The sequence below is a fragment of the Mucilaginibacter sp. A5337 genome (assembly GCF_059690695.1).
Genome location: NZ_JCAWEC010000017.1, coordinates 18,212 through 41,172 on the forward strand (window position 1 = coordinate 18,212; position 22,961 = coordinate 41,172).

Consider the following 22,961-nt stretch of genomic DNA (forward strand, 5'->3'; position numbering starts at 1 on the left):
CATAGGTGAAAGCATTAAAACGTTTTGTTAAGTTACTGTGGGATTTTATCTGGCACATTGTGGTGGTGCTGCTATTGCTGTTGTTTGGCTTTCATTTATGGTTCATCCGTCACTCTGAAAGCGCGATCGATGAGCTGATCACGTGGAGTTCGAAGGGAAAAGTGAAGTGCACGCTTCACCGGGTAAGTATCAATTATCTCAGCAATGACCTTGATGTAAAGGATATCGTTTTTTTTAATACGGACTCTGTCCAACAGGCAACCTCCTATCGTTTCAGCACACAGGATTTTCACCTGAAGATCCACTCCAAATGGGACCTGCTGTTTCATAAACGGCTGGTGATCGACGCGGTTACCTTTAATGCGCCCGATATTACCGTCACCAGGAAGGCGAATGTTCAACAAACGGTGTCCGGCCCCAGAATCGCGCTGACCCGGGAGATCGGGAACCTGTACCGGACGATCCTCCGCTCGCTCAGGGTCCTGAATCTCCGGTTATTTGAGATCAAAGACGGACGGCTGCAGCTTAATGATGCCGGGGCAAATGCCAGCCAGCCGCTAAAGATCAGCCACATCAACTTTACGATCAACGAGCTGCAAATAGACTCCGCCAGCTTAAAGAACAAATCGCGGTTCGTTTTTTCGGAACAGGTGCGGCTGCGCATCACCGACCAGCACATTGCTTTGCCCGGTAACCACGGCAGCGTTGGTTTCAAGGAACTGCTGATCAATACCAGGGACAAGTTCATCCGGATCACTTCCCCGGATATCCAAATACTGCCTTCGAAAGGTGGCAGGAACAGGCTCGCATTTTTTGCCAATAAGATCGGCGTAACAGGCCTTGATTTTAATGCACTCTACCAGCGGCAGTTCATCAAGGCCGATTCCGTTTTCCTTGACGGGCTGACGAGCAATTACGATATTTTTGGCGATACCCCCAAAAAACAAACCGGGCTGAAGGTCGCCCCGCTGAACGGCCTGCTGACTAAGTCGCCGCTTAGTTTTAATATCAGCCATATCGTGATGTCCAAAGGCAATGCCGCCATTCACCTTCATCTTGCGGGGAAAGTAACATCATTTAGTACCCGGAATGACGACATCAGTATTTCCGGGTTTCATTTAAATGATTCCACTCAAAAGGGACTGACCATTAAAGGCTTTAATTATACCGTTCGCAATTACGTCGGCTACACGCCGGATAGCCTGCTCCGGTTTGGTTTCGACAGCCTGCAATTTGTGGATAGTAAGATCGTGCTTTACAACCTGGCCGCTGCGACCGACCGCCGCGCCGGCACCGGCCTGCAACAAACTTACACGGTCCCCCGGTTTGAAATAACCGGGATGGATTGGCTTTCGTTTATTTTCCGAAACAAATTCAAGGCAAGGTCAGCGGCCTTATATAACCCGGTGATACGCCTGATCAAAAACGATGGGGGCATTAGTGATCCTGATAGGGGTAAGACTGACGGCAGGTCGATTTACCAAAATTTATCGCTGTTGCATAAGGTACTGTCGCTGGATCAGCTGCGGATCGTGCATGGAGATCTCGCTTATCAAAATGCCGGTAAATTTCAGTTGCATGTTAAAAATTTAGGCCTGGACGTCCACGCGGGCCAATTGGAAAAAGCCGGATCACCGGATCAATTGATGAGGTCGCTGAATAGCCTGTCTTTTGAAAATGTGGCTGCTACCGTTGACGGCACCGGCATGAACGTCGACCAAGGGGCATGGAACGGCAGGGAAAAGCAATTTTCCTTCAGCAAGCTGCGGATGGCTGCGGACAGCGGGCATACAAGGGTCGCCCTCAGCGGCGTTTTACTGAATGCCGTTTCTTTTGAAAGCGACCGGCTTAAGATCAACGGCATTTCCTGGAAAGATGGGAACCTGCAGGTCAACGCAGGCCATGAATCCCGGGCAAATGACAGCAGCAGGAAAAGCCCGCCCGGGGTGTGGGTAGATCATATTTCCGGAAAGAACACCCGGCTGAGTTTTGCCAATAAAACCCTGAATGCGGAGGCCTATATCCAAACGATCTCCGGGCAGCACTTTCGGAAAGAGCCCGGCAAGCCGCTGGAACTGGAAAATCTGCTGATCGGGGGCAGCGATCTGCTGCTTAACTCCGGCGCAGGCCAGCTGAAATGCACCAATTTTTTTCTCCGGGACGGGGAAAACTCGATGCTCAAAAATGTCAGCATTCAACAGCAGCGACCCGGCGATAGCCTGCTCGTCCGTATTCCCGAACTCAGCTTCAAACCATTTATCAAACGGTCCCTGGAATCTCAAAAGATAACGATCGGTAAGATCAGTGTCAACCGGCCAGAGATCATCTACTCTTCGAAAAGTGTAAGCCGTCAAAGCGGTGAAAAATCGCCATCGGTCACTTTTCCCGGACTCCTGCTGACCGGGATCGGGATAAACGATGCTTCAGTGCGGCTGCGTCAAAATTCTTCCGTCATAAAGATCGCGGACCTGTCCTTAAAGATCAATAGGATAGCTACCCGGGCGGACGATGCTGTTTCCGTTGACCAGGTACAGATAAATACCAGGGGCCTGCTGGTTATGCCGGATAACAAGCAGGCGATAAAAGCCGCCGGTGCATTATCGGCCGGGTTTCATTCTATTTTATTTCACCCGGTTACTAAGGCCTGGGAAATACAGCTGGATAAATTCCTGACGGATAGTATGTCCTATCTTAATACCCATGCTGGCCACGGTACGGTTTCCTTATCGGCGGATCATTTACATGTTTCGGGGGTCAGGGCGACCAGCGATGACCTGAAACATTGGCTGCCCTGGCTGGCCGATCATTCCCGGGCAACGATCAGCCTGGGAGCCCTGCGCTGGCAAACCGTGGGTAACAACCTTACCGCAAGGGACATCACGTTCAGTCAAAATGAAAGACACGCCAGCATAGGTTCACTTAGCCTCGACCCGCGAAAAAACAGGGAGGAGTTTTATAAACAACTGATTTACCGGAAGGACTATATCCGCCTGGGCTCAGGGGCGATCACTTTAGACGGTCTCGGAACGACCGGCGGTCAGCTGCATATAGCGGACATGGACATCAAAAACCCGGTTCTGAGCATTTTTAGCAATAAGTTAAAAAAGCCGGGGAGCGAAAGCGAGCAGCCGCTGCCGATAGCGGCTTTGGGCAGCATACCGATGCCCTTGCAGGTGGAAAAATTACAGGTGGAAAATGCAAAGATCGGTTATACGGAATTGAACGAGGTTTCACGGGATACCGGACAAGTTTACTTCACGGCCATCAATGCACTGATCAGCAACGTGGCCACGCGGTGGGATGCGGCTACTGACAGCCTGCGGGTCGCTGTTAAAGCTAATTTCCTGGACCAGATGCCCCTGAACTTAAACATGGCCCAATCCTATCACGATGATAAGGGCGGGCTTGCCCTGCATATGCAGTTGGGGCGCGGCAAAGCGGCCTTATTGAACGGGTTTCTGGCACCACTGGTTTCGATGCAGGCAAGATCAGGCTATGTGGATACGATGTATATGAGCGCTGCGGGCAATGAATACCTGACCAGCGGAAGAATGCACCTGAATTTTCATGGCCTGCGGGCGAACATCCTGGACTCGGGTAATGTGAAACATCAGAAATTCAGCACCAAACTGGTCACCTTTTTGTTCAATACATTCGCCTTAAAAAGCCACAATCAGAACAAAGGCGCTGATTTCTATTTTGTCCGGGACCGCGACGGCTCTACCATTGATTACTTTTTGCAAATGGTCGTTGAAGGCGCGGCGGGCAGCACAGTCCCCCTGACCAGGCACATTTACCGCAAGGAATATAAAAAGGCACTGGAAGCGATGGCGCTTTCTGCAAAGAAACTCCATTGATAGTCACAACGCGGCTAGTTGCAATTGGCGAAGCGGGTAAAGCTAAATGTTTTTCAGGGACCAAATTGCCGCCGGCTGATCTTCAGCGGCAAATACAAAGCTCCCGGCAACCAGGACATTGGCGCCGGCCGCTATTAATTTTGCGGCATTTTGGGGAGAAACGCCGCCATCAACTTCGATCAGGAGCCCGGGGTTGCTTTTGTCGCTTAGGCTCTTCAGTTCGCTGATCTTCCGGTAGGTTTGTTCAATAAATTGCTGACCGCCAAAGCCGGGGTTTACCGACATGACCAGTACGATAGCCACATCGGCAATGATATCCGCTAACAGCGCGACCGGCGTATGCGGATTAATGGCCACGCCGGCAAGGCAGCCCAGCTCTTTTATCGCGTGAATAGTTCGATGCAAGTGCGTACAGGCCTCGTAATGGACAAGGATGTGGTCAGCTCCTGCAGCTTTAAACCGCTGCAGGTAACGATCAGGATCAACGATCATTAAATGCAGGTTTAGCGGTTTCCGGGCATGTTTTTTTATCGCCCCGATCACCGGAAAGCCGAGCGAGATATTAGGCACGGACAGGCCGTCCATTACATCCACATGGATCCAGTCGGCGGCACTGTTGTTGAGCATCTCTATTTGGCGTTGCAGGTTGCCAAAATCGGCTCCGAGTATAGAGGGGGCGATTAAATGAGTCATGGCAATAGTCGCTGAGCCTGTACAATTTGGTGAACCCAAACCTCTTACCAGCCTATTTCTGATCCATTTTTTCAAGTATGGCCAAAATCTTATCCAGTTTATCTACGTCGATCTTATTAAGACGTATTTGCAGATCCTCGATGTCTTTTTTTGCCTCCACGTTGGTTTTGAAATCCTCGTCAGCCTTAACGCGGTCGCGGTCACTCTGGCGATTCTGCGCCATCATGATGATCGGTGCGGCATAGGCCGCCTGGGTCGAGAAAAGCAGGTTCAGTAAAATATAGGGGTAAGGATCCCAATGATAAATAATAGCAACAACGTTAAGCGTCATCCATAGGGCGACAATGATGGTCTGAATGATGATGAACCGCCATGAGCCCATGCCCGTTGCCACGGAATCGGCCAAACGTTCGCCGAAGGTCATGGAGTCATTGTGCTTTTGAAACCAATTTTTTGTAGTGAGTGCCATTGTAAAGTAAGATTAAAGGGTTTAAATTGTAATGAATGAACTAAATATTTTAATTAGGCGGAACGTAATAAATGTTACCCCGAAAACGGGCCTTTAACGCTCCATCCGGTCAGGGCTTGGCGGTATTGTTAATCCCGTGGATAACCCCATCCGGCTTTTCTGCCTGTTTGCTTTAAATATTCAACTACCTGGCTTACGGTGTTCGCCCCTGCCAAGTTCTTCGGCCACGTTAACCAGGCCGGCAATGCTATAATAAATATATGGATCAATATTGAAAATAACATGCGATCTGCCTCCCATTTCAAATGATCTCTATTGGCCGCCATGATCATTTATCGTCACAAGAACCTCCTTAATAACAGATGAGGTGACCCTGTTAAATTTCTTCGCGTCGCAGTCTTCATGGCTTATATTGATTAAGATTTATGATAAAATTTCAGAATAACGGTAATAATTAATACCACTACTATAAACAGGGAGAACACATTTCCGAAAAAGCTACCCAGGCTGTTTGATTTTCCGTTTTTGGCCATGAACGGCCGGATCGTCATTAAGAATAACAGGCAAAAGGTGAATGTCAGAATTAAGGTAGTGATGCTTAACATAGTTTTTATGATTACAAGCCGGTAAACAGCAAAGCTTTTCCTTCTTTAAATTGCACCTCCATCTCTTATCTCCATGCCTTATATTGATTGATCAGACCGTTTGTGGACTGATCATGGCTTTTGACCTCGCCGGCAGCCTTTAGCTCGGGAAGTATTTTCCCGGCCAGCTGCTTACCGAGCTCAACGCCCCATTGATCAAAACTGTAAATATTCCAGATGATGCCCTGCACAAATATCTTATGTTCATAGATGGCGATCAGCGATCCTAATGACCTGGGCGTTATTTTCTTCAGGAGGAAGGAGTTCGTCGGCCTATTCCCGTCGAATTGCCTGAACGGCGCTATTTTTTCAATTTGCTCACCGGTAAAGCCTGCCTTTATCATTTCATTAACCACTTCAATGGTCGTTTTCCCGTTCATCAAAGCCTCCGTCTGCGCAAAGAAATTGGAAAGCAGCATTTCGTGGTGTTCTCCAATCGGGTTATGAGATTCGGCCGGTGCTATAAAATCGCAGGGTACAAGCTTCGTACCCTGGTGGATCAACTGGTAGAAAGCATGCTGGCCATTGGTTCCCGGCTCCCCCCATACTATGGGCCCTGTGGAATAGTCAACCGGCTCTCCATCACGGCTGACATGTTTGCCGTTGCTCTCCATGTCGCCTTGCTGAAAATAAGCGGCGAAACGATGGAGATATTGGTCATAAGGCAGGATCGCGATGGTCTGGGCATCAAAAAAATTATTGTACCAGATGCCGATCAGGGCAAGGATTACGGGTATATTTTCTTCAAAGTCGGCATATCTGAAATATTCGTCAATCTCGTGCGCGCCGCTCAGCAGCTCAATAAAATTATCATAGCCGATGCTCAGAACGATAGGGAGGCCGATCGCGCTCCATAACGAATAACGCCCGCCTACCCAATCCCAGAACTCAAACATATTTTTCGTATCGATCCCAAATTTCGCCACGCCGGCAGCGTTGGTCGACAATGCCGCAAAATGGCTGGCGACGTCGGTGTCTGTTGCCCCGCTTTTCAGAAACCATGCACGCGCGCTGTGGGCGTTGCTCATGGTTTCCTGCGTCGTGAAGGTTTTGGACGCGATCAGAAACAGCGTTGTTTCCGGGTCAAGTTCCTTTAGCGTTTCGACCAGGTGCGTTCCGTCTACGTTAGAAACGAAGTGCATGGACAGGTGATTTTTATAGGGCCTGAGGGCTTCGGTGACCATAACCGGTCCCAGGTCCGAGCCACCGATACCGATGTTAACGACATCCGTGATAGCCTTACCGGTAAAGCCTTTCCAGCTCCCTGAAATGATCGCTTCACTAAAGCCCTTCATTTGTTCAAGCACGCGGTTGACCTCGGGCATGACGTCCTTCCCATCCACGTAGATCGGCGTGTTGCTGCGGTTGCGTAAAGCGATATGCAGCACCGGCCTGTTTTCCGTCAGGTTTATTTTCTCGCCGGTGAACATCTCCCGGATCGCGGTGTCCAGGGAGCAATCCCGCGCGAGCTGTACCAGGAGCGTCAGGGTTTCATCATTAATGCGGTTCTTCGAGAAATCCAGTAAGATGTCGTGGAAGACCAGGGAATATTTCTGAAAGCGATCCCGGTCTGCGGCAAAGAGCTCCCTGATGTGCTTTTTTGAAATATTGTTATAATGTCTGACCAGCTTTTCATAAGCCGGGGTTTTCGTAAAATCCGTATTGGGTAGCATATTTTTTTTATTGATATCTTTTGTCTGATTTCCGATCCGAAGGATTAACCGTTAAAAATGTCACTATATCAGGCGATGGTCGCGTTCTTCTTCCAATACCCATCGGGTATGGAAAGCACCTGTTTTTCCGATCAGTTCATAAGTATGAGCGCCGAACAGGTCGCGTTGCGCCTGGATCAGATTGGCAGGCATCCGCTGGCTTCTGAAGGCATCAAAATAACTTAGCGATGCCGCATAGGCGGGTGTGGCAATGCCGGCGGTGACTGTTGCGGACACCACTTTCCTTGCACCCGTTTCCGCCTGAGCGATCAAGTGTTGTATATGTTTGTCGAGTAACAGATGCGGTAGGCCTGGTTCTGCCCGGTAGGCCTTGACGATATCGTTTAAGAATGCCGACCTGATGATGCATCCGCCGCGCCAGATCCGGGCGATTTCGCCCAGGTCAAGCTGATAGCCGTAGACATCGGAAGCTTTGTCCAGTAAATGCATGCCTTGCGCATAGGTAATGATCATACAGGCGTAGAAAGATTCCTCCAGTGCAGCCAGGAATCCGTCCCGGTCCACATCAAGCCTGGCCGGTTCATCATAAGATTCAGCGGCCTGCTTCCGTAAATTTTTATATTTGGAAAGATCGCGCATAGCTACGGCCATATCGATCGTCGGAACGGGTACTTCGAGGTCCATGGCCACCTGCGAGGTCCATTTTCCGGTCCCTTTTCCCTTGGCTTCATCTTTAATTTCATCTAAAAGATAATGTTGCTGTCCGCTTTGCTTATAGGTGAAGATGTACGTGGTGACCTCCAGTAAAAATGACCGTAGCCTGCCGGAGTTCCACTTGCCGAAGAGCGCGGCGATGGCTTCATTATCCATTTTTAAGCCTTTTTTCAGTATTTCATAGGTTTCAGCGATCAGCTGCATCAGGCCATATTCAATACCATTATGTACCATCTTGACAAAATGGCCCGAAGCACCGGGGCCGATGTAGGCCACACAGGGCGTGCGGTCAACTTTTGCGGCAATGGCCGTTAGTACGGGTTTGATCACATCAAATGCCTCTGTATCGCCGCCGGGCATCAGGCTCGGGCCCCTGCGGGCTCCCTCTTCACCGCCGGAGATGCCCATACCTATAAAATGAAAGCCTTTCGCCGACAGTTCTTTTGAGCGGCGTTCGGTATCTTTAAAATAAGAATTGCCGGCATCGATCAGGATATCCCCTTTTTCCATCAGGAAAGCCAATTCCGCGATCACATTGTCTACAATTTTGCCGGCGGGAACCAGCATGATGATAGCCCGCGGTTTTTTTAAGCTGGCTACAAATGCCGTGATATCATTAAAACCTTTGAGATGGGTGTGCTTACCTTCCTGATCCAATAATCCACACTTAGCGGGATCTGTGTCGTAGCCGGCGGCATGGATGCCGTGGTCGCCCATATTGAGGATCAGGTTCATTCCCATGGCCCCCAGGCCGATCAATCCAAAATCGTATTTTTCGTCTTTTTTATTTGTTTTGCTCATATATCATAGATTAGGCCATGTGAGGAAACAGGCTAAATAACCTCTAAAAGAGCCTTCGCCCTTCGGATAACGTTCTCCACGGTGAACCCGTATTCCCTGTAAAGATCGGCGGCCGGAGCAGACTGGCCGTAGGTCGACATCGCCAATACGTCACCCTCATCGGTCACATATTCGCGCCAGCCAAGCGGCGAACCCATTTCGACCGCCAGGCGTTTTCTAACCGCCTTCGGCAATACCTGTTCGCGGTAAGCGCTGTCCTGCTTACCGAATAACTCCCAGGAGGGCATGCTTATCACCCTCGCGGCAATGCCTTCCCTTTCCAACCGGACCTGTGCCTCCAGGATCAGCGCGACCTCGGAGCCGGAAGCCATCAGGATAATATCCGGGAAAGCCTGCGCTTCGGAAAGTATATAGGCTCCTTTTTCAAGACCATCCGCATGGCCATATTTGGCCTGGTCGATGACCGGAATATTCTGGCGGGTCAGTATCAGTGCGACCGGGCCGTCGTTACGCTGCAAAGCGACACGCCAGGCCTGGGCTGTTTCGTTGGCATCTGCCGGCCTGATCACGACCAGGTTGGGAATGGAACGCAAGGAGATCAGCTGTTCCACAGGCTGGTGCGTAGTGCCATCCTCGCCCAGGCCGATACTGTCGTGGGTAAATACATATACAGGCCGTATCTCCATAATGGCCGCCAGCCGGATCGGGGGCCGCATGTATTCGGAAAAGATCAGGAAGGTCGCGCCGTAAGGTATCAACCCCCGGGTCAGCGCCATGCCGTTGAGCGCGCTTCCCATCGCATGTTCGCGGATGCCGAAATGAAAGTTACGGCCCTCCCGGTGTTCTGCATTAAAGGAATAGTAATTCTTTAAGATCGTATCGGTGGATGGAGAAAGATCAGCAGCGCCGCCAACAAGGGCGGGTAAGCGCTCCGCGATGGCATTGAGCACCTGGCCGGAAGCGGCACGGGTGGCCATCCCTTTTTCGTCCGGCTCGAATACCGGCAGGCAGGCCTCCCATCCTTTAGGCAAGCCGCCACTGCTGAAAAGCTCATATTCCGCAGCTAACCCGGGAAAATCTTCTTTATAGGATTTAAAAAGATCATTCCATTGCTTTTCCTGCCCCATGCCCTTTGTACCGGCATCACGATAATATTTCAATACCTCCTGGGGTACGACAAAGGATTGCTCCGTGTCAAAGCCGAAGAACTGCTTGACAAGTTTTAATTCACCGGTGCCCAGCGGCGAGCCGTGTGCTGCAGCGGTATTGACCTTATTGGGGCTGCCATAGCCGATTTGGGTACGCAGTCTGATCAGGGAAGGCCGGCTGGTTTCCCCGATCGCGGTCCGTATTGCTTCGGCGATCGCCGGCAGGTCATTGCCGTCGGCTACGGTTTGTACGTGCCAGTTATAGGCTTCAAACCTTTTACCAACATCTTCAGTAAAGGCAAGATCGGTATCCCCTTCAATAGTAATATGATTGTCGTCATAAATGCAGATCATATTGCCCAATTCCAGCTGACCTGCAAGGGAGGCGGCTTCCGACGTCACCCCCTCCATCATATCACCGTCCCCGCAGATACAGAATATTCTGTAATTAAATAGCTCAAATCCCGGCTTATTGTAGCGCGCAGCCAGGTGCTTTTGACCAATCGCAAAGCCAACGCTATTGGCAAAACCCTGGCCCAATGGCCCCGTGGTGACCTCAATTCCCGGTGTCAGCCCATATTCTGGGTGTCCAGGGGTCTTACTGTTCAACTGACGGAACGCTTTGAGGTCATCGAGGGTGAGGTCATAGCCCGTCAAATAAAGCATGGCGTACTGGAGAATGCAGGCGTGCCCGTTGGACAGGATAAAACGGTCCCGGTTCGCCCACTGGGGGTTAAAGGGATCGTAATTCATGAACGATGTCCACAGGACATGGGCGACCGGGGCGAGTGCCATGGCCGTACCCGGGTGGCCGGAATTTGCTTGCTGCACGGCATCGGCTGCCAGGACCCTTACGGTATCGATCGCCAGCGTTTGAATCAGTTGACTATTTACTTTCATCTTTCTTTATGATCATATATCATATTCAGTTGATTAAAGCCTGCCGGATTAACCGGTGGCCCATTGGTCTTTTGTTTCCTGACCGTTTATTGATGGTCAGTCTTTTTTCAGGGATACTACGACCAGGTAAATGGCAATAAAAACGCCGGCCAATGACAGGATACAGGTAACCCATTGGATACGGTGACGGGCAGCCGTATCTATCCTGTAACCCCCATAGGCAAATGCGCCGATAATAACGAGCATCTGGATACCAAGTCCGCTGTATTTCGCATAGCCATAACCCGGCGATTCTTCAGGCCGGGTTTGATATTGATTATCCGTTTTATCACCTGTGCCTGTAGTTTTTTTATTATGGTTATTTTTTCTCATAAGTGCCGTGTATGCATACCGGTAATGGTATCCAGACCCATTTAAATGTCAGGTAAGCAGGCTATATTAACCTTCGCTCATACTCCCCTTTCCTGTATTACCAATATAGGTCCTAAGAAATTTGTACCCCCAGTTAATAGCTATCGCAAACCGTGAGAATAGTATCGAATACTATTTATTGCTTCATTTAAAGCATCAATGGTTTGCGTTATCAATTAAATTTGAATGGAAAGTACCCGTCGCAAATAATAGAAGGGATGCGGGCATCGGCTATGGCATCATGAAGTACAGGCGACAATAAAAAGATAAATCAATGGCGACAACAAGCACCTATCTGACATTTGACGGCCTCTGCGAAGAAGCATTTGCGGTTTACAAAGCTACATTTGGCGGTGAATTTACGCAGCTGTCCCGGTTCAATACGATCCCGCCCAGTGAAGGGTATGTGGTATCGCAGAGCGATCAGCATAAAATTCTGCACATCGCATTGCCGATCGGGAATACGGTGCTCATGGGGTGCGATGCGGGGGATGAATATGGTGATTCGCTGGTACAAGGAAATAATTTTGCAGTGTCTGTTTCGACAAACAGCAAGGCGGAGGCGCAAACTATTTTTGATAAACTTTCGCAGTACGGGCAGGTATCGCAGCCGCTTGCGGATACCTTTTGGGGCGCTTATTTTGGAGCTGTTATTGATCAGTTCGGTATCAATTGGAGGATCAGTTTCGATGAAAAAGCTGCGGCGAAAGGGGCACACTGATCCGTCCTTCCCTTTTCTGATTATATATTTTTCTTGTCTATATTTATCCTATCAAACAGTTCCGGGGATTTTCCGTGGGCCTGATTTATTTTCATCATTCATCTAATCGCACCTAATGACACCAGATTCACAGAATGTAACGGACTATACCAATAATAACACCATTTTCCTGGTGTGGAACTTCAAAGATGATATGCAGGTCAAAGATCAGTTCAACCGGCTTTGTAAGCTGGTCATTAATTTGAATAACTCCGCCAATGTCCGCTTCCCGGTATCACGGGCCAGTTGCGTACTCGGGATCGGGCATGATGCCTGGCTGCGACTCGGCCTGCCCAAGCCCCTGCCTAAAGAACTGGTCAGTTTTGCCCCGGTTACCGGCTCAAAGCATACCGCGGTAGCGACCCGCGGGGACCTGCATTTGCATATCAGAGCTGACAATGCGAGTATCTGCTATGATATGGCGGCGGCGATCTCGGAGATCCTGGTGCCGGTGGCGGACTGTGCTGAAGAGGTACATGGTTTCCGGTATTGGGACAGCCGGTCTATTTTAGGTTTTGTTGACGGGACGGAAAACCCGCATGGCCTGGACCGCGAGTTCTTCGCCATTGTGGGCGATGACGATCCGGCTTACAAGGGCGGCAGTTATCTTTTCGTGCAGAAATACATGCACAACCTGAGTGCCTGGAAAGGGTTGTCCACAGAGGACCAGGAAAAGGTAATCGGAAGATCAAAGGAAAACGACATTGAAATGGCCGATGATGTGAAGCCATCCAATTCACATAGCGCACTGGCCAACGTTGGCGACGATTTCAAAATTGTCCGGGATAACATGCCCTTCGGAAACATGTCTACCAACGATATGGGCACCTATTTTATCGCTTATGCGAGCACCTTTTCCACGGTACAGAAAATGCTGAACAGTATGTTCATCGGGATCCCGGAAGGGAACTATGACCGGATCCTCGATTTCAGTACGGCAAAAACCGGGACGATGTTTTTTGTACCGCCATTTAACATGCTGGACGATTTCTCGTCCTGACCTGCGGCGGGGCTTAGTCGATGACCGCCCCTTCCTTCATTTTTGTATCGGGCAGGTTTTCACCGATCATTTCCAGTAAGGTGGATTCGATCACGCGGCACATGGCATTCAGGGCCAGATCATTGGGTTCTTTTCCAAATGGCTGTTCGATCTCATCGGCAATAGCTTCAAAAGCAACGAATGTGTAAGCTATGAAAACGACAAGAAAAGGCGTAAGCCATTGCAGGCTGTCTACCAAACCGAAGGGCAATAAAAAACAATATAAATAGATCGTGCGGTGCAGTAATACACGGTAGGAATACGGCATGGGAGTCGACTGGATCCGTTCGCAGCCGCCTACGATATCTGACAATTTATCAAAATTCTGATCGAAGCGGGATTGCTGGATAGAATCGATTTTTTTTTCCTGACGCGCTTGCTGTACCCATTGCGCCATCAACTTCATGATCAGGATGGGTTTAAACCGGGCATTTTTTACCAATTCAAACTGCGCTTCATTTAAGCGTTTCTGCAGGTCTCCGGACGGGTTGGTATGCCTTAACTGATGCTTTAAAGCATAGGTAAAAGCGACAAGCATCAGCACGAATGGCTTAGCACTTTCCGGCTCATCCGCTTTTTCAGGCAATGTCAGCACCTGACGGGCCAGTGAGCGGGTGTCGTTGAGCAATGCCCCCCAAAGTTTGCGTCCTTCCCAAAAACGGTCGTAACTGACGTTATTGCGAAATCCCAGAAAAAGCGCCAGCACAAAACCAAACAAGGTTAACGGCGTCGGATTCAAAGGAACCTTAAATGAAAAGATAATACCGTGCAGATAAACGATAATGAGCGATAACAGAAAGAGCAGGGACAGTCGCGGCAATATCCTGGGTAGTACAGAGCCATGCCACACAAACAGCATCTTAAACCAATGTTCTTTTTTTCTGATGATCATGTATTATCTATCTATAAATATCGGGGACAAAGTTAACTTACTTTTGTATATCGTATGAGCCGGCCGGCAAATGACCGGGGGCTTTATTTGTTATATCCGGGGTTGGGTTAACCAGTACAGTACCTTGGCCACCAGTTCATCAAGACCGAAAGGCTTTGATAAGACATCGTCCACCATAAGAGATCGAAGAAGTTTTTCAGGCTGATATTCCGTAGTTGTTACGATAATGGGACAAAGTTCCGTCAGCGGATCGTCCTTAAGCCTGCGGCAAACTTCAGGATGCTCTTTAACGATCCGGTAATCGAGAAAGATCAGGTCAGCCCTCGACCTTTCGAAATCCGACAGGGATGAACCAATACTTTCTGTAACCACATCATAGCCCAGATCCTCCAGTATAGACTGCATTAAAGCTGAAACGTCGGTATCAATTTCTAATATGTATATGATCTCTGTCATGGATGTTGGCCTGAATTTATAGCGCTACTAAGTCTATCCTTTACATGCCGGGTATCTTGATACCCGCATCTTTTACGGCTTGCAACAGCATGCCCTGGATCAAAAGCTTATTCTCGTAAAAATCAGGGGCGCTGGTCCAGATACTAATGCTTAAGGCGTAGCCGTCGGGCAGCAATTCGCCTACGCCGATGCGTACCGCGGGCGATTTAAGACATTGATCGCAATTTTCGAGGGTTTGGCTGATGACCCGGGTCAGGTCGCCGGCATTGATATTATTCGGCACCTGGTAACTGATATCGAGGCGCCGGGTAAGCTGACGGCTCATATTGGTGATCACCTGATTGGAAAGCTGGCTGTTTGGGACGATCACGACCAGGTTATCGAAGGTGGTCAGGATCGTGTAAAATAGCTGGATCGAGGTCACCGTACCCTCGATGCCTTTCGTGTTGATCTGGTCGTCTACCGCAAAAGGTTTTAACAATAAGATCAGTATGCCGCTGGCAAAGTTTTGTAAAGTACCGGACAGGGCCAAACCGACCGCCACGCCGAATGTTCCGAGCAATGTGGCAAACAAGGTTGTTTGGATGCCCATGACCTGCATTACCCCAATAATAAGCATGATCCTTAAAGCGACGCCAAGCATGCTCATCAGGAAAGGTTTGAGTGTGGGGTCAATCTCTTTGGCGTGCATTTTCCGGAGCAGCTGATTCAGCAGGACCCTGATCAGCCAGAGGCCGCCAAGCAGCATGAGCATGCCGATGATAAAACGTGGGACATAGCTGATCAGCCAGCCATAAGTATGTTCGTAAAATCGTTGGAGATCCAGGTTGGTTTTCATGTAATCTTAATAAATAAAATAGCTGAGGCAGGATATGGGACACAGGATAGGTATACCTTCAGGGGTAATACAGGAGATCTATCCTGAAATAAAGGCCTCCTTGATCCGGCCGCTTTCTTCCGGGAGGGCTGGGAAAATATACAACGGGGATGTCCCGGTGTCGCCCCAAATAATACCTGACGCGATCAGCATGCCGCCGGCGGACAGCGTTTTTATACGGGTATCCATAACGGCAGATCCGAATAGGTTAGGTCATTGCTTTCAGCATTGTGATCATGTTTAGTAATAAAGCCGGTCAACAGGCTTAAGCCGAATGAACAAATGATTAAACCTTTCACGGCCGGCCGATTTCAGACAGGCATCAATTCATTTCTCCGTTCGGTTTGTTGAATTTTCTCGACCCGTTCAAAAATCTCCGGAACATGCTTCCTGATCTTGATCCTTACATATTTTGAAGCCGGCATATTGCTTTCGCCGACTACATTATTTATCGATACCAGCACATTGGTTTCCGGAAAATAAGTAACCGTATTGCGTTCGGGTATCGGGTAGGCCACAATAATGAAAAGTGGCGCGATCCGCTCAATACCCTCATCGTAATTGAACAGGTCAACTTTTTCGCCGTTCACAAATCCGCCGTCATCAATATCTTTTTGGTTCATGAAAATAACGCGCCGTTCATTTTTAATCCCGCGATAACGGTCCTCCAGGCCATAGATCGTCGTATTGAACTGATCGTGCGTACGCGTGGTCGCCATCAGGTATTCATCATTGGCAAGTGTATTGTCCGGAACGGTTGTCAATGTAAACGGAGCGCGGTCTCCATATTGGGCAGTAACAAAATTGCCGTCACGGGCAGCATTGGGCAGATAAAACCCATTGCGTTCGCGAACCCTTATATTGTAGTTCTCAAAGCCCGGTATGCATTTTTCGATAGCATCCCTGACCGCATCATAGCTATCTGCATACCGCTGCCAGTCAACTACTGATCTGGAGCCCAGTGTCGCCATCGCCATCCGGCAAGCGATCTGTGTTTCATTGATCAGGTCAGCTGATATGGGCTTTAGTATCCCTTTAGAGGACTGGACGATGCCCATGGAGCTTTCGGTGCTGATGAACTGCGCCTCGCCGTTCACGATGTCCAGGTCGCTTCGGGAATAGGTGGGCAATATCAAAGCCTCCTGACCGTGTACCAGGTGTGTCCGGTTTAATTTCGTTGAAACACATACGCTCAGATGAAGTTTTCTTATCGCATCCGCGGTATATGTAGTGTCCGGCGTTGCGGATAGAAAATTGCCGCCCATACAGAACAACACTTTTAACTTGTCCGCATGCATGGCTTTGATGGCCCTGACCACATCGTAGCCGTGTTCCCGCGGAGGTTCAAAGCCATAGAAATCCCGCAGTCGGTCCAGCTGTTCATTAGTCGGCTTTTCATTGATCAACATGGTGCGATTCCCCTGAACATTGCTATGGCCCCGCACAGGGCATACCCCTGCTCCGGGCTTGCCGATACTGCCTTTAAGCAGCAGCAGGTTAACGATCTCCTTGATCATATCTACCCCGTTGGGCTGTTGGGTAAGCCCCATGCCCCAGCAAAAGATGATGCGTTTTTTAAAGGCCAGCATTTGCGCAGCCTGGTAAATTGAGGCGGGCGATAAACCGGATTCTTCGGCAAGTTTATCCAGTTCATAGGCCTCAAACTGTTTTATAAAATCTTCGTAACCTACGGTTTTGCTATTGATGAATTCGTGGTCAAAAACCTCACCGGGGGATTTTCTTTCAAAATCCAGCAATAAAAGTTCCAGGGCTTTTAAAAGCGCCATATCCCCGTTTATTTTCACAGGCAGGTAAAGGTCAGCGAGCTCAACGCCGTGCCCGATCACGCCATTGAGTTGCTGCGGATTACGAAAACCCATGAGCCCCGCTTCCGGCAAAGGATTGATGGCAATGATCTTAGCGCCATTTTGTTTGCCCTTCTCCAACGCGCTCATCATCCGGGGGGCATTGGTGCCGGGGTTATGGCCAATGATCACGATGACATCCGTATCATAAAAATCATCCAGCTTTACAGTGCCTTTGCCGATACCGATGGTGGGTAACAACGCTGTTCCGGATGTTTCATGGCACATATTGGAGCAATCCGGCATATTATTGGTCCCAAACTCCCTGGCAAAAAGCTGGTACACGAATGATGCCTCATTACTTGTTCTTCCTGAAGTATAAAAAGCGGCCTCATCAGGGGATTCCAGGCGATTCAGGTGGTCTGCTATTTTTTTAAAAGCATCATCCCAACTGATCGGCTGATAATGTGTCCCGTTTTGCGGCATATACATAGGTTCGGCCAGCCTTCCCATACGGCCGATCTCGAAATCCGTTAGTTTAGCGAGATCGTAGACCGAATTCTTTTTAAAGAATTTGGCCGTTACCTTTTTGGTGGTCGCCTCTTCCGCCAGTGCTTTGGCCCCATTTTCACAGTATTCACCCACTGGTGACCGTTCATCGTCAGGATCGGGCCAGGCACAGCTCGGGCAGTCAAAACCGCCGCGTTGATTCATAGAGAATAAAGCCCGGGTGCCCCTGACCGGAACACCTTCTTCAAACAGGTCACTGAAAGCCGCCATGACCGCCGGTATGCCAGCAGCCCATTTTTTTATCGGTGACACCTTTAGATCCAACAGTTTGTAGGGCGGCTCTGCCGACGGTTCTTTTTTTGTCTTTTTCATGGCCTGCGTATTTGATTATTGGGTAAGTAAGGGGTTGGGGAAATTATCGCTTTGATCTTCTTCCACGTTATCCAGACAGGTAAAATCTTTTTCGACCAACAGGCTTACCGGGCCGGTACTGTCGTCAAAGCCAACCCTGGAAGTAGTTGCCAGGTCTTCGATCATTGTCCTGGGCATACTTAGCAAGATCCGGTCACCGGTATAATCGGCTGCCAGGCTATCATTGATGGTCACTTCAATACCATAGGTTAATGTTTTCCCGGCAAATTCCGTCTGTTCCTGGAGAAAACCTTCCTGGTTCAGCCGGGTTACGTCCGATTGTGTCAGCCGGTAGCGGAGTGAATTGCCTTTTATTCTAATTTTCATAAGATGTCGGTATTAAGATCCGTTCACTTGAGCTATAAATATTGAACCTGTCTTCTCTTAAAAAGCCTAAGAGCGTCATGTCGAATTCCGTGGCCAGTTCGACCGCAAGGGACGATGGTGCACCAATGGCGGCCACAATGGAGATCCCGGCCATTGCTGCCTTTTGGATCAATTCAAAACTCGCCCTGCCGCTTAGCAATAAAATATGCTGATCCAAAGGCAGCATGTCGCAAGCCAGCGCATTGCCGATCAATTTATCGAGCGCGTTGTGCCGCCCGACATCTTCCCGCAGCAAGAGCAGTTCGCCGGCCAGTGAAAACAAACCGGAGGCATGAATGCCGCCAGTAGCAGCGAACCCGCTCTGTGCAGCTTTTAATTTCCGGGGTAACTCGTAGAGTACCGGTGTAGGCAGTCTCAGTTCAGGTTTGGCCCAGCCACTGAACGGGCTAACCGTCCTTATCGATTGGATAGACCCTTTTCCGCAGACACCGCAGCTGGACGTGGTATAAAAATTCCTTTCCGATTGCATCAGCTGAGGGCTGAAGGCCTCCGTCAGTTCTACGTGAACAATGTTCTCTTTTTGGGAGGAACAGGCCATATCAACATGATAAACATTAGCTACATCGTGATAAGAGGAAATGATGCCTTCCGTAAACAGGAACCCCAGTGCCAATTCCAGATCGTTGCCGGGAGTACGCATGGTTACCGAGATATTTTTTTGCATTCTATCTGCTCCTGGTCCATAGCCTATCCCTATTTCGAGCGGTTCCTCTATCGAAAGGGTATCCAGCGAGGGTGACCCGATAAAGCCATTCACTTTCCGGATAGGCTTGTGTTTTGTTCCAACTAATGGCAGATCGGTCATAATTAATTTTGATTATTAGAATGATAATAAAATAAATCAATCGGCAATTGCTTATCCTAATCAGGCGAAAATGATAATTAATATAAAAATAGTCGTTTTAGTTCAAATGCACGCCTTTATTGATCTGGACATTAATTTAAAAATTATAAGTATTCTTCCGGTTATATCTGTTATATGACGAGGCGCTCTTACGCCCCGTCATATATAAATCAATAAAAAGATGTACAAACCGGTATCAAATGCAGACCTGTGACGATCCGTATGTTCCCTTCGATCAATTGACCTCTTCGAACTGTACATCCGTTGCGTCGTCATCCCCGCCGGCCGGTTGTCCGCCTGTTTCCGGGCCAGCGCCTGTATTATCAGCGGTTTTGTACATCTCTTCGCTGGCGGCGCTCCAGGCCGCGTTCAGATCTGCCACAGCGCGGTCGATGCCGGCGATATCCTGTTGCTCATGCGCCTGTCTTAAAGCGGACAATGCGCCATTAATCGCCTCCTTATTGGTGCCGGAGATTTTATCACCGAACTCTTTCAATTGTTTCTCGGTCTGGAATACGAGACTGTCGGCATGATTAAGTTTTTCTATCTTCTCCTTGGCCGCTTTATCAGCCGCCTCATTTGCTTTGGCGCTTTCCCGCATTTTTTCAACCTCCTCCTTGCTCAGTCCGCTGCCTGCCTCAATACGTATTTTTTGTTCTTTATTCGTGCCTTTGTCTTTAGCGCTGACATTTAATATACCATTCGCATCAATATCAAAGGTCACCTCGACCTGAGGTACGCCCCTTGGTGCCGGGGGTATCCCGTCCAGGTTAAAGATACCCAGGCTTTTATTGTCTTTTGCCAGGGCGCGGTCCCCCTGTAAAACATGCACCTGAACACCCGGCTGGTTATCACTCGCGGTGGAGAATATTTCTGATTTCTTTGCCGGAATGGTCGTGTTTGCCGGGATAAGTGCAGTCATCACGCCGCCCATGGTTTCGATCCCCAAGGAAAGCGGGGTAACGTCGAGTAAAACAACATCCTTCACATCCCCGGTCAGGACGGCGCCCTGAATAGCCGCTCCCAGAGCAACGACTTCATCCGGATTAACACTCTTATTGGGCTTCCTGCCAAAGAACTTTTCAACGAGCTCCTGTACTTTCGGGATTCGCGTACTGCCTCCGACAAGAATCACCTCCTCTATATCCGCAGGTTTCAATTTGGCATCTTTCAGGGCTGCCTCACAGGGTTTCAAACAACGGGTAAAAAGTTTATCAGACAGTTTCTCGAACGTCGCACGGGTTAGTTTTTTAACCAGGTGCTTCGGAACCCCGTCAACAGAGGTGACATAGGGCAGGTTGATCTCCGTTTCCGTGGCCGATGACAGTTCCACTTTTGCTTTTTCAGCGGCTTCTTTTAAGCGTTGTAAAGCCATCGGATCTTTACGCAGGTCTATGTTCTCCTCCTTTTTAAATTCATCAGCCAGCCAGTCCATGATCACTTTATCAAAATCGTCACCACCTAAATGGGTATCGCCATTCGTGGATTTTACTTCGAAAACGCCATCGCCTAACTCCAGAACCGAAATATCGAAGGTTCCGCCTCCAAGGTCAAATACGGCAACCCTATGGCTCCGGTCTCCTTTATCAAGCCCATAAGCCAACGCTGCTGCGGTCGGCTCATTGACGATACGCCGAACGGTTAAACCGGCAATTTCCCCGGCCTCCTTTGTCGCCTGGCGCTGAGCATCATTAAAATAGGCCGGTACGGTGATTACCGCTTCTGTTACTTCCTGCCCAAGATAATCTTCCGCGTTCTTTTTCATTTTCTGCAGGATAATAGCAGAGATTTCCTGCGGCGTATATAAGCGGCCGTCAATATCGACGCGTATCGTATCATTATCACCACGCACAACCTTATAGCTGCAGTGCTTGATCTCTTCGGTCACTTCATCAAAACGCCGCCCCATAAAGCGTTTGATGGACATGATCGTGTTCTGCGGATTGGTGATCGCCTGCCTTTTGGCGGGATCACCCACCTTACGTTCCCCATTCTTTAAAAATGCGACAACGGAAGGGGTCGTGCGGCGTCCTTCGTCATTGGCGATCACCACCGGTTCGCTGCCTTCCATTACTGCTACGCAACTATTGGTGGTTCCCAGGTCAATTCCAATAATTTTTCCCATAATATTTAAGTGATTAGTTGAACAATTAATTAAAATTCTTTTACTGCTTTGATTTTTAGGCAATTACTGTGCAAACGGAATGAAATGTACAAATTGCAGACCCAATGACCCCGGTGTTGTTTGACGAACCTTTCTAAGCCTTTTTAATTAGCCCTGAAATGCCCGCCGGCAAACGGTGAAACCCATACAGGTAATTCACCCAACTCGGATATTGCAATAATAATTAATAAAAAAAAGCCGCCTTTTGATAATGGTGTCGAAAAGAGTGAATTTGATATCGCAAATCATTCATTAGGCGACGGGCCCGGTTACTTTACATTCGTCATTTGCTACCTTCGGCATGCCGTTGGGCAAGCAAAAGCACATTTGGAACAGCTGAGCGCTATGGTTGTCAGATGATATCCATTATTAATGCAAAAGCATCGTTGATTATATGTCAGGCTTAAAGAAAAATACAGGTCAGGTTAACACTATTGCTGTTAAATCAGGCTATTAAGTCTACTTTTCCATTAGATGATCGTTTGCTGAAATTGCGGGAGAAAGACAGGTGTCAAAGGATAAGGCATTGCCAACTATAAATAAACCACACTAATAAATAAGGCTATTTTTTTGAAGCATGGAATATGTCGATTACTATAAGATCTTAGGACTGGATAAAACGGCGTCAGCTGACGATATCAAAAAGGCCTATCGAAAGCAGGCGCGCAAGCACCATCCGGATCTGAATCCGAATGATCCGGAAGCCGTGAAGCTCTTCCAGCAGATCAATGAGGCGAATGAGGTCCTGGGTGATCCTGAAAAAAGGAAGAAATATGACCAGTACGGGGCTGACTGGAAACATGGGGAGCAATTTGAAGAAGCACGCCGCCAGCAACAGTCGCAGGGGCGTTCCAGGGGAAATCCTTTCGGGCAGGGACAGGGTAGTGAGTATTATTCTTTCGACGGCGATGATCATGATTATTCCGATTTTTTTGCCTCCATGTTTGGTAACCGTGGCGGCGGGGGCGGAGGTCGCCAGACCCGCTTTAAGGGGCAGGACTACCGCGCATCGGTTCAGCTGAACTTGTCAGATATTTTCAAAACCCATAAACAAACCTTTACTATTAACGACAAGAATATCCGTGTGACCGTCCCTGCGGGCATTGAGGATGGACAGGAAATAAAGATCGCCGGTTACGGCGCACCGGGTCAGCATGGCGGTCCGAACGGCGACCTGTATATCACTTTCAGCATTCACAACAATACCGGGTTTACCCGGAAAGGCAATGATCTGTATGCCGACCAGCCGCTGGATCTTTTTACGGCAGTATTAGGCGGCGAGGAAATGATCGATACCGTGAGTGGAAAAGTCAAACTAAAAGTGGCACCAGAAACCCAAAATGGCACCAAGGTCCGTTTGAAAGGTAAGGGTGTTCCCGTTTATAAAAAGGAAGGTGTTTATGGTGACCTTTATGTTACGTATCAGGTACAAGTCCCTAAAAACCTTTCTGAAAAGGAAAAAGAATTGTTTCATAAACTGGCCGAGGAGCGTCAAAAGAAGTAATT

General features: G+C 48.9%; 18 protein-coding genes. 4 read left to right on the forward strand and 14 right to left on the reverse strand.

From position 1 onward, the window contains the following. Positions 1 to 5: 5 nt before the first annotated feature. Positions 6 to 3,857 (forward strand): AsmA family protein, encoded by a 3,852-nt coding sequence (locus AC59JO_RS29210; RefSeq protein ID WP_413670162.1) that lies wholly within the window; start codon positions 6 to 8, stop codon positions 3,855 to 3,857. 42 nt (positions 3,858 to 3,899) lie between these two features. On the opposite strand, the gene rpe is transcribed toward AC59JO_RS29210, so the two are convergent. The 6 genes from rpe to AC59JO_RS29240 all read right to left on the reverse strand — a co-directional run bounded on the left by rpe (position 3,900) and on the right by AC59JO_RS29240 (position 11,271). Beyond that, complete coding sequence (gene rpe, locus AC59JO_RS29215) at positions 3,900 to 4,550, reverse strand: ribulose-phosphate 3-epimerase (protein WP_497309903.1); 651 nt, start codon at positions 4,548 to 4,550, stop codon at positions 3,900 to 3,902. A gap of 52 nt (positions 4,551 to 4,602) precedes the next feature. Continuing rightward, the gene (locus AC59JO_RS29220) at positions 4,603 to 5,019 is read right to left on the reverse strand and encodes a DUF1003 domain-containing protein (RefSeq protein ID WP_413670164.1); all 417 of its coding nucleotides are present in this window, start codon (positions 5,017 to 5,019) and stop codon (positions 4,603 to 4,605) included. A gap of 670 nt (positions 5,020 to 5,689) precedes the next feature. Further along, the gene (gene pgi, locus AC59JO_RS29225; protein ID WP_497309905.1) at positions 5,690 to 7,336 is read right to left on the reverse strand and encodes a glucose-6-phosphate isomerase; all 1,647 of its coding nucleotides are present in this window, start codon (positions 7,334 to 7,336) and stop codon (positions 5,690 to 5,692) included. A gap of 63 nt (positions 7,337 to 7,399) precedes the next feature. Continuing rightward, positions 7,400 to 8,851 (reverse strand): NADP-dependent phosphogluconate dehydrogenase, encoded by a 1,452-nt coding sequence (gene gnd / locus AC59JO_RS29230; protein ID WP_497309907.1) that lies wholly within the window; start codon positions 8,849 to 8,851, stop codon positions 7,400 to 7,402. A 32-nt stretch (positions 8,852 to 8,883) separates the two neighbouring features. Then, complete coding sequence (tkt, locus tag AC59JO_RS29235; protein ID WP_497309909.1) at positions 8,884 to 10,899, reverse strand: transketolase; 2,016 nt, start codon at positions 10,897 to 10,899, stop codon at positions 8,884 to 8,886. Between the two features lie 96 nt (positions 10,900 to 10,995). Then, complete coding sequence (locus AC59JO_RS29240; RefSeq protein WP_413670168.1) at positions 10,996 to 11,271, reverse strand: AtpZ/AtpI family protein; 276 nt, start codon at positions 11,269 to 11,271, stop codon at positions 10,996 to 10,998. A gap of 313 nt (positions 11,272 to 11,584) precedes the next feature. Between AC59JO_RS29240 and AC59JO_RS29245 the strand changes: the two genes are divergently transcribed. Together AC59JO_RS29245 and AC59JO_RS29250 are read left to right on the forward strand one after the other, a co-directional pair. After that, a complete protein-coding gene (locus AC59JO_RS29245) occupies positions 11,585 to 12,031 on the forward strand; it encodes a VOC family protein (RefSeq protein WP_413670169.1) in 447 nt (148 codons plus the stop codon). A 115-nt stretch (positions 12,032 to 12,146) separates the two neighbouring features. Beyond that, complete coding sequence (locus AC59JO_RS29250) at positions 12,147 to 13,070, forward strand: Dyp-type peroxidase (protein WP_413670170.1); 924 nt, start codon at positions 12,147 to 12,149, stop codon at positions 13,068 to 13,070. A 13-nt stretch (positions 13,071 to 13,083) separates the two neighbouring features. Here the strand turns inward: AC59JO_RS29250 and AC59JO_RS29255 are convergent, their stop codons facing one another. The 8 genes from AC59JO_RS29255 to dnaK form a co-directional block, all read right to left on the reverse strand. Next, positions 13,084 to 14,001, reverse strand: coding sequence for a bestrophin family protein (locus AC59JO_RS29255; protein WP_413670171.1), 918 nt, complete (start codon positions 13,999 to 14,001; stop codon positions 13,084 to 13,086). A 90-nt stretch (positions 14,002 to 14,091) separates the two neighbouring features. After that, the gene (locus AC59JO_RS29260; RefSeq protein WP_497309912.1) at positions 14,092 to 14,457 is read right to left on the reverse strand and encodes a response regulator; all 366 of its coding nucleotides are present in this window, start codon (positions 14,455 to 14,457) and stop codon (positions 14,092 to 14,094) included. A gap of 40 nt (positions 14,458 to 14,497) precedes the next feature. Next, the gene (locus AC59JO_RS29265) at positions 14,498 to 15,295 is read right to left on the reverse strand and encodes a mechanosensitive ion channel family protein (protein ID WP_497309914.1); all 798 of its coding nucleotides are present in this window, start codon (positions 15,293 to 15,295) and stop codon (positions 14,498 to 14,500) included. A gap of 78 nt (positions 15,296 to 15,373) precedes the next feature. Further along, positions 15,374 to 15,523 (reverse strand): hypothetical protein, encoded by a 150-nt coding sequence (locus tag AC59JO_RS29270; RefSeq protein WP_497309916.1) that lies wholly within the window; start codon positions 15,521 to 15,523, stop codon positions 15,374 to 15,376. 122 nt (positions 15,524 to 15,645) lie between these two features. Next, the gene (locus AC59JO_RS29275) at positions 15,646 to 18,021 is read right to left on the reverse strand and encodes an FdhF/YdeP family oxidoreductase (RefSeq protein ID WP_497309918.1); all 2,376 of its coding nucleotides are present in this window, start codon (positions 18,019 to 18,021) and stop codon (positions 15,646 to 15,648) included. A 15-nt stretch (positions 18,022 to 18,036) separates the two neighbouring features. Further along, positions 18,037 to 18,387: a DUF7009 family protein gene (locus tag AC59JO_RS29280; RefSeq protein ID WP_497309920.1), complete on the reverse strand. Its 351-nt coding sequence runs from the start codon at positions 18,385 to 18,387 to the stop codon at positions 18,037 to 18,039. Then, positions 18,377 to 19,252 carry a formate dehydrogenase accessory sulfurtransferase FdhD gene (fdhD, locus tag AC59JO_RS29285; RefSeq protein WP_497309922.1) on the reverse strand — a complete coding sequence of 292 codons (876 nt, stop codon included), beginning with the start codon at positions 19,250 to 19,252 and terminating at the stop codon, positions 18,377 to 18,379. The genes AC59JO_RS29280 and fdhD overlap by 11 nt, the downstream gene beginning before the upstream one ends. Positions 19,253 to 19,526: 274 nt before the next feature. Further along, positions 19,527 to 21,416, reverse strand: coding sequence for a molecular chaperone DnaK (gene dnaK / locus AC59JO_RS29290; protein WP_497309924.1), 1,890 nt, complete (start codon positions 21,414 to 21,416; stop codon positions 19,527 to 19,529). 616 nt (positions 21,417 to 22,032) lie between these two features. Here dnaK and AC59JO_RS29295 point away from each other — a divergent pair. Continuing rightward, a complete protein-coding gene (locus AC59JO_RS29295; protein ID WP_413670179.1) occupies positions 22,033 to 22,959 on the forward strand; it encodes a DnaJ C-terminal domain-containing protein in 927 nt (308 codons plus the stop codon). The last annotated feature ends 2 nt before the right edge of the window (positions 22,960 to 22,961 follow it).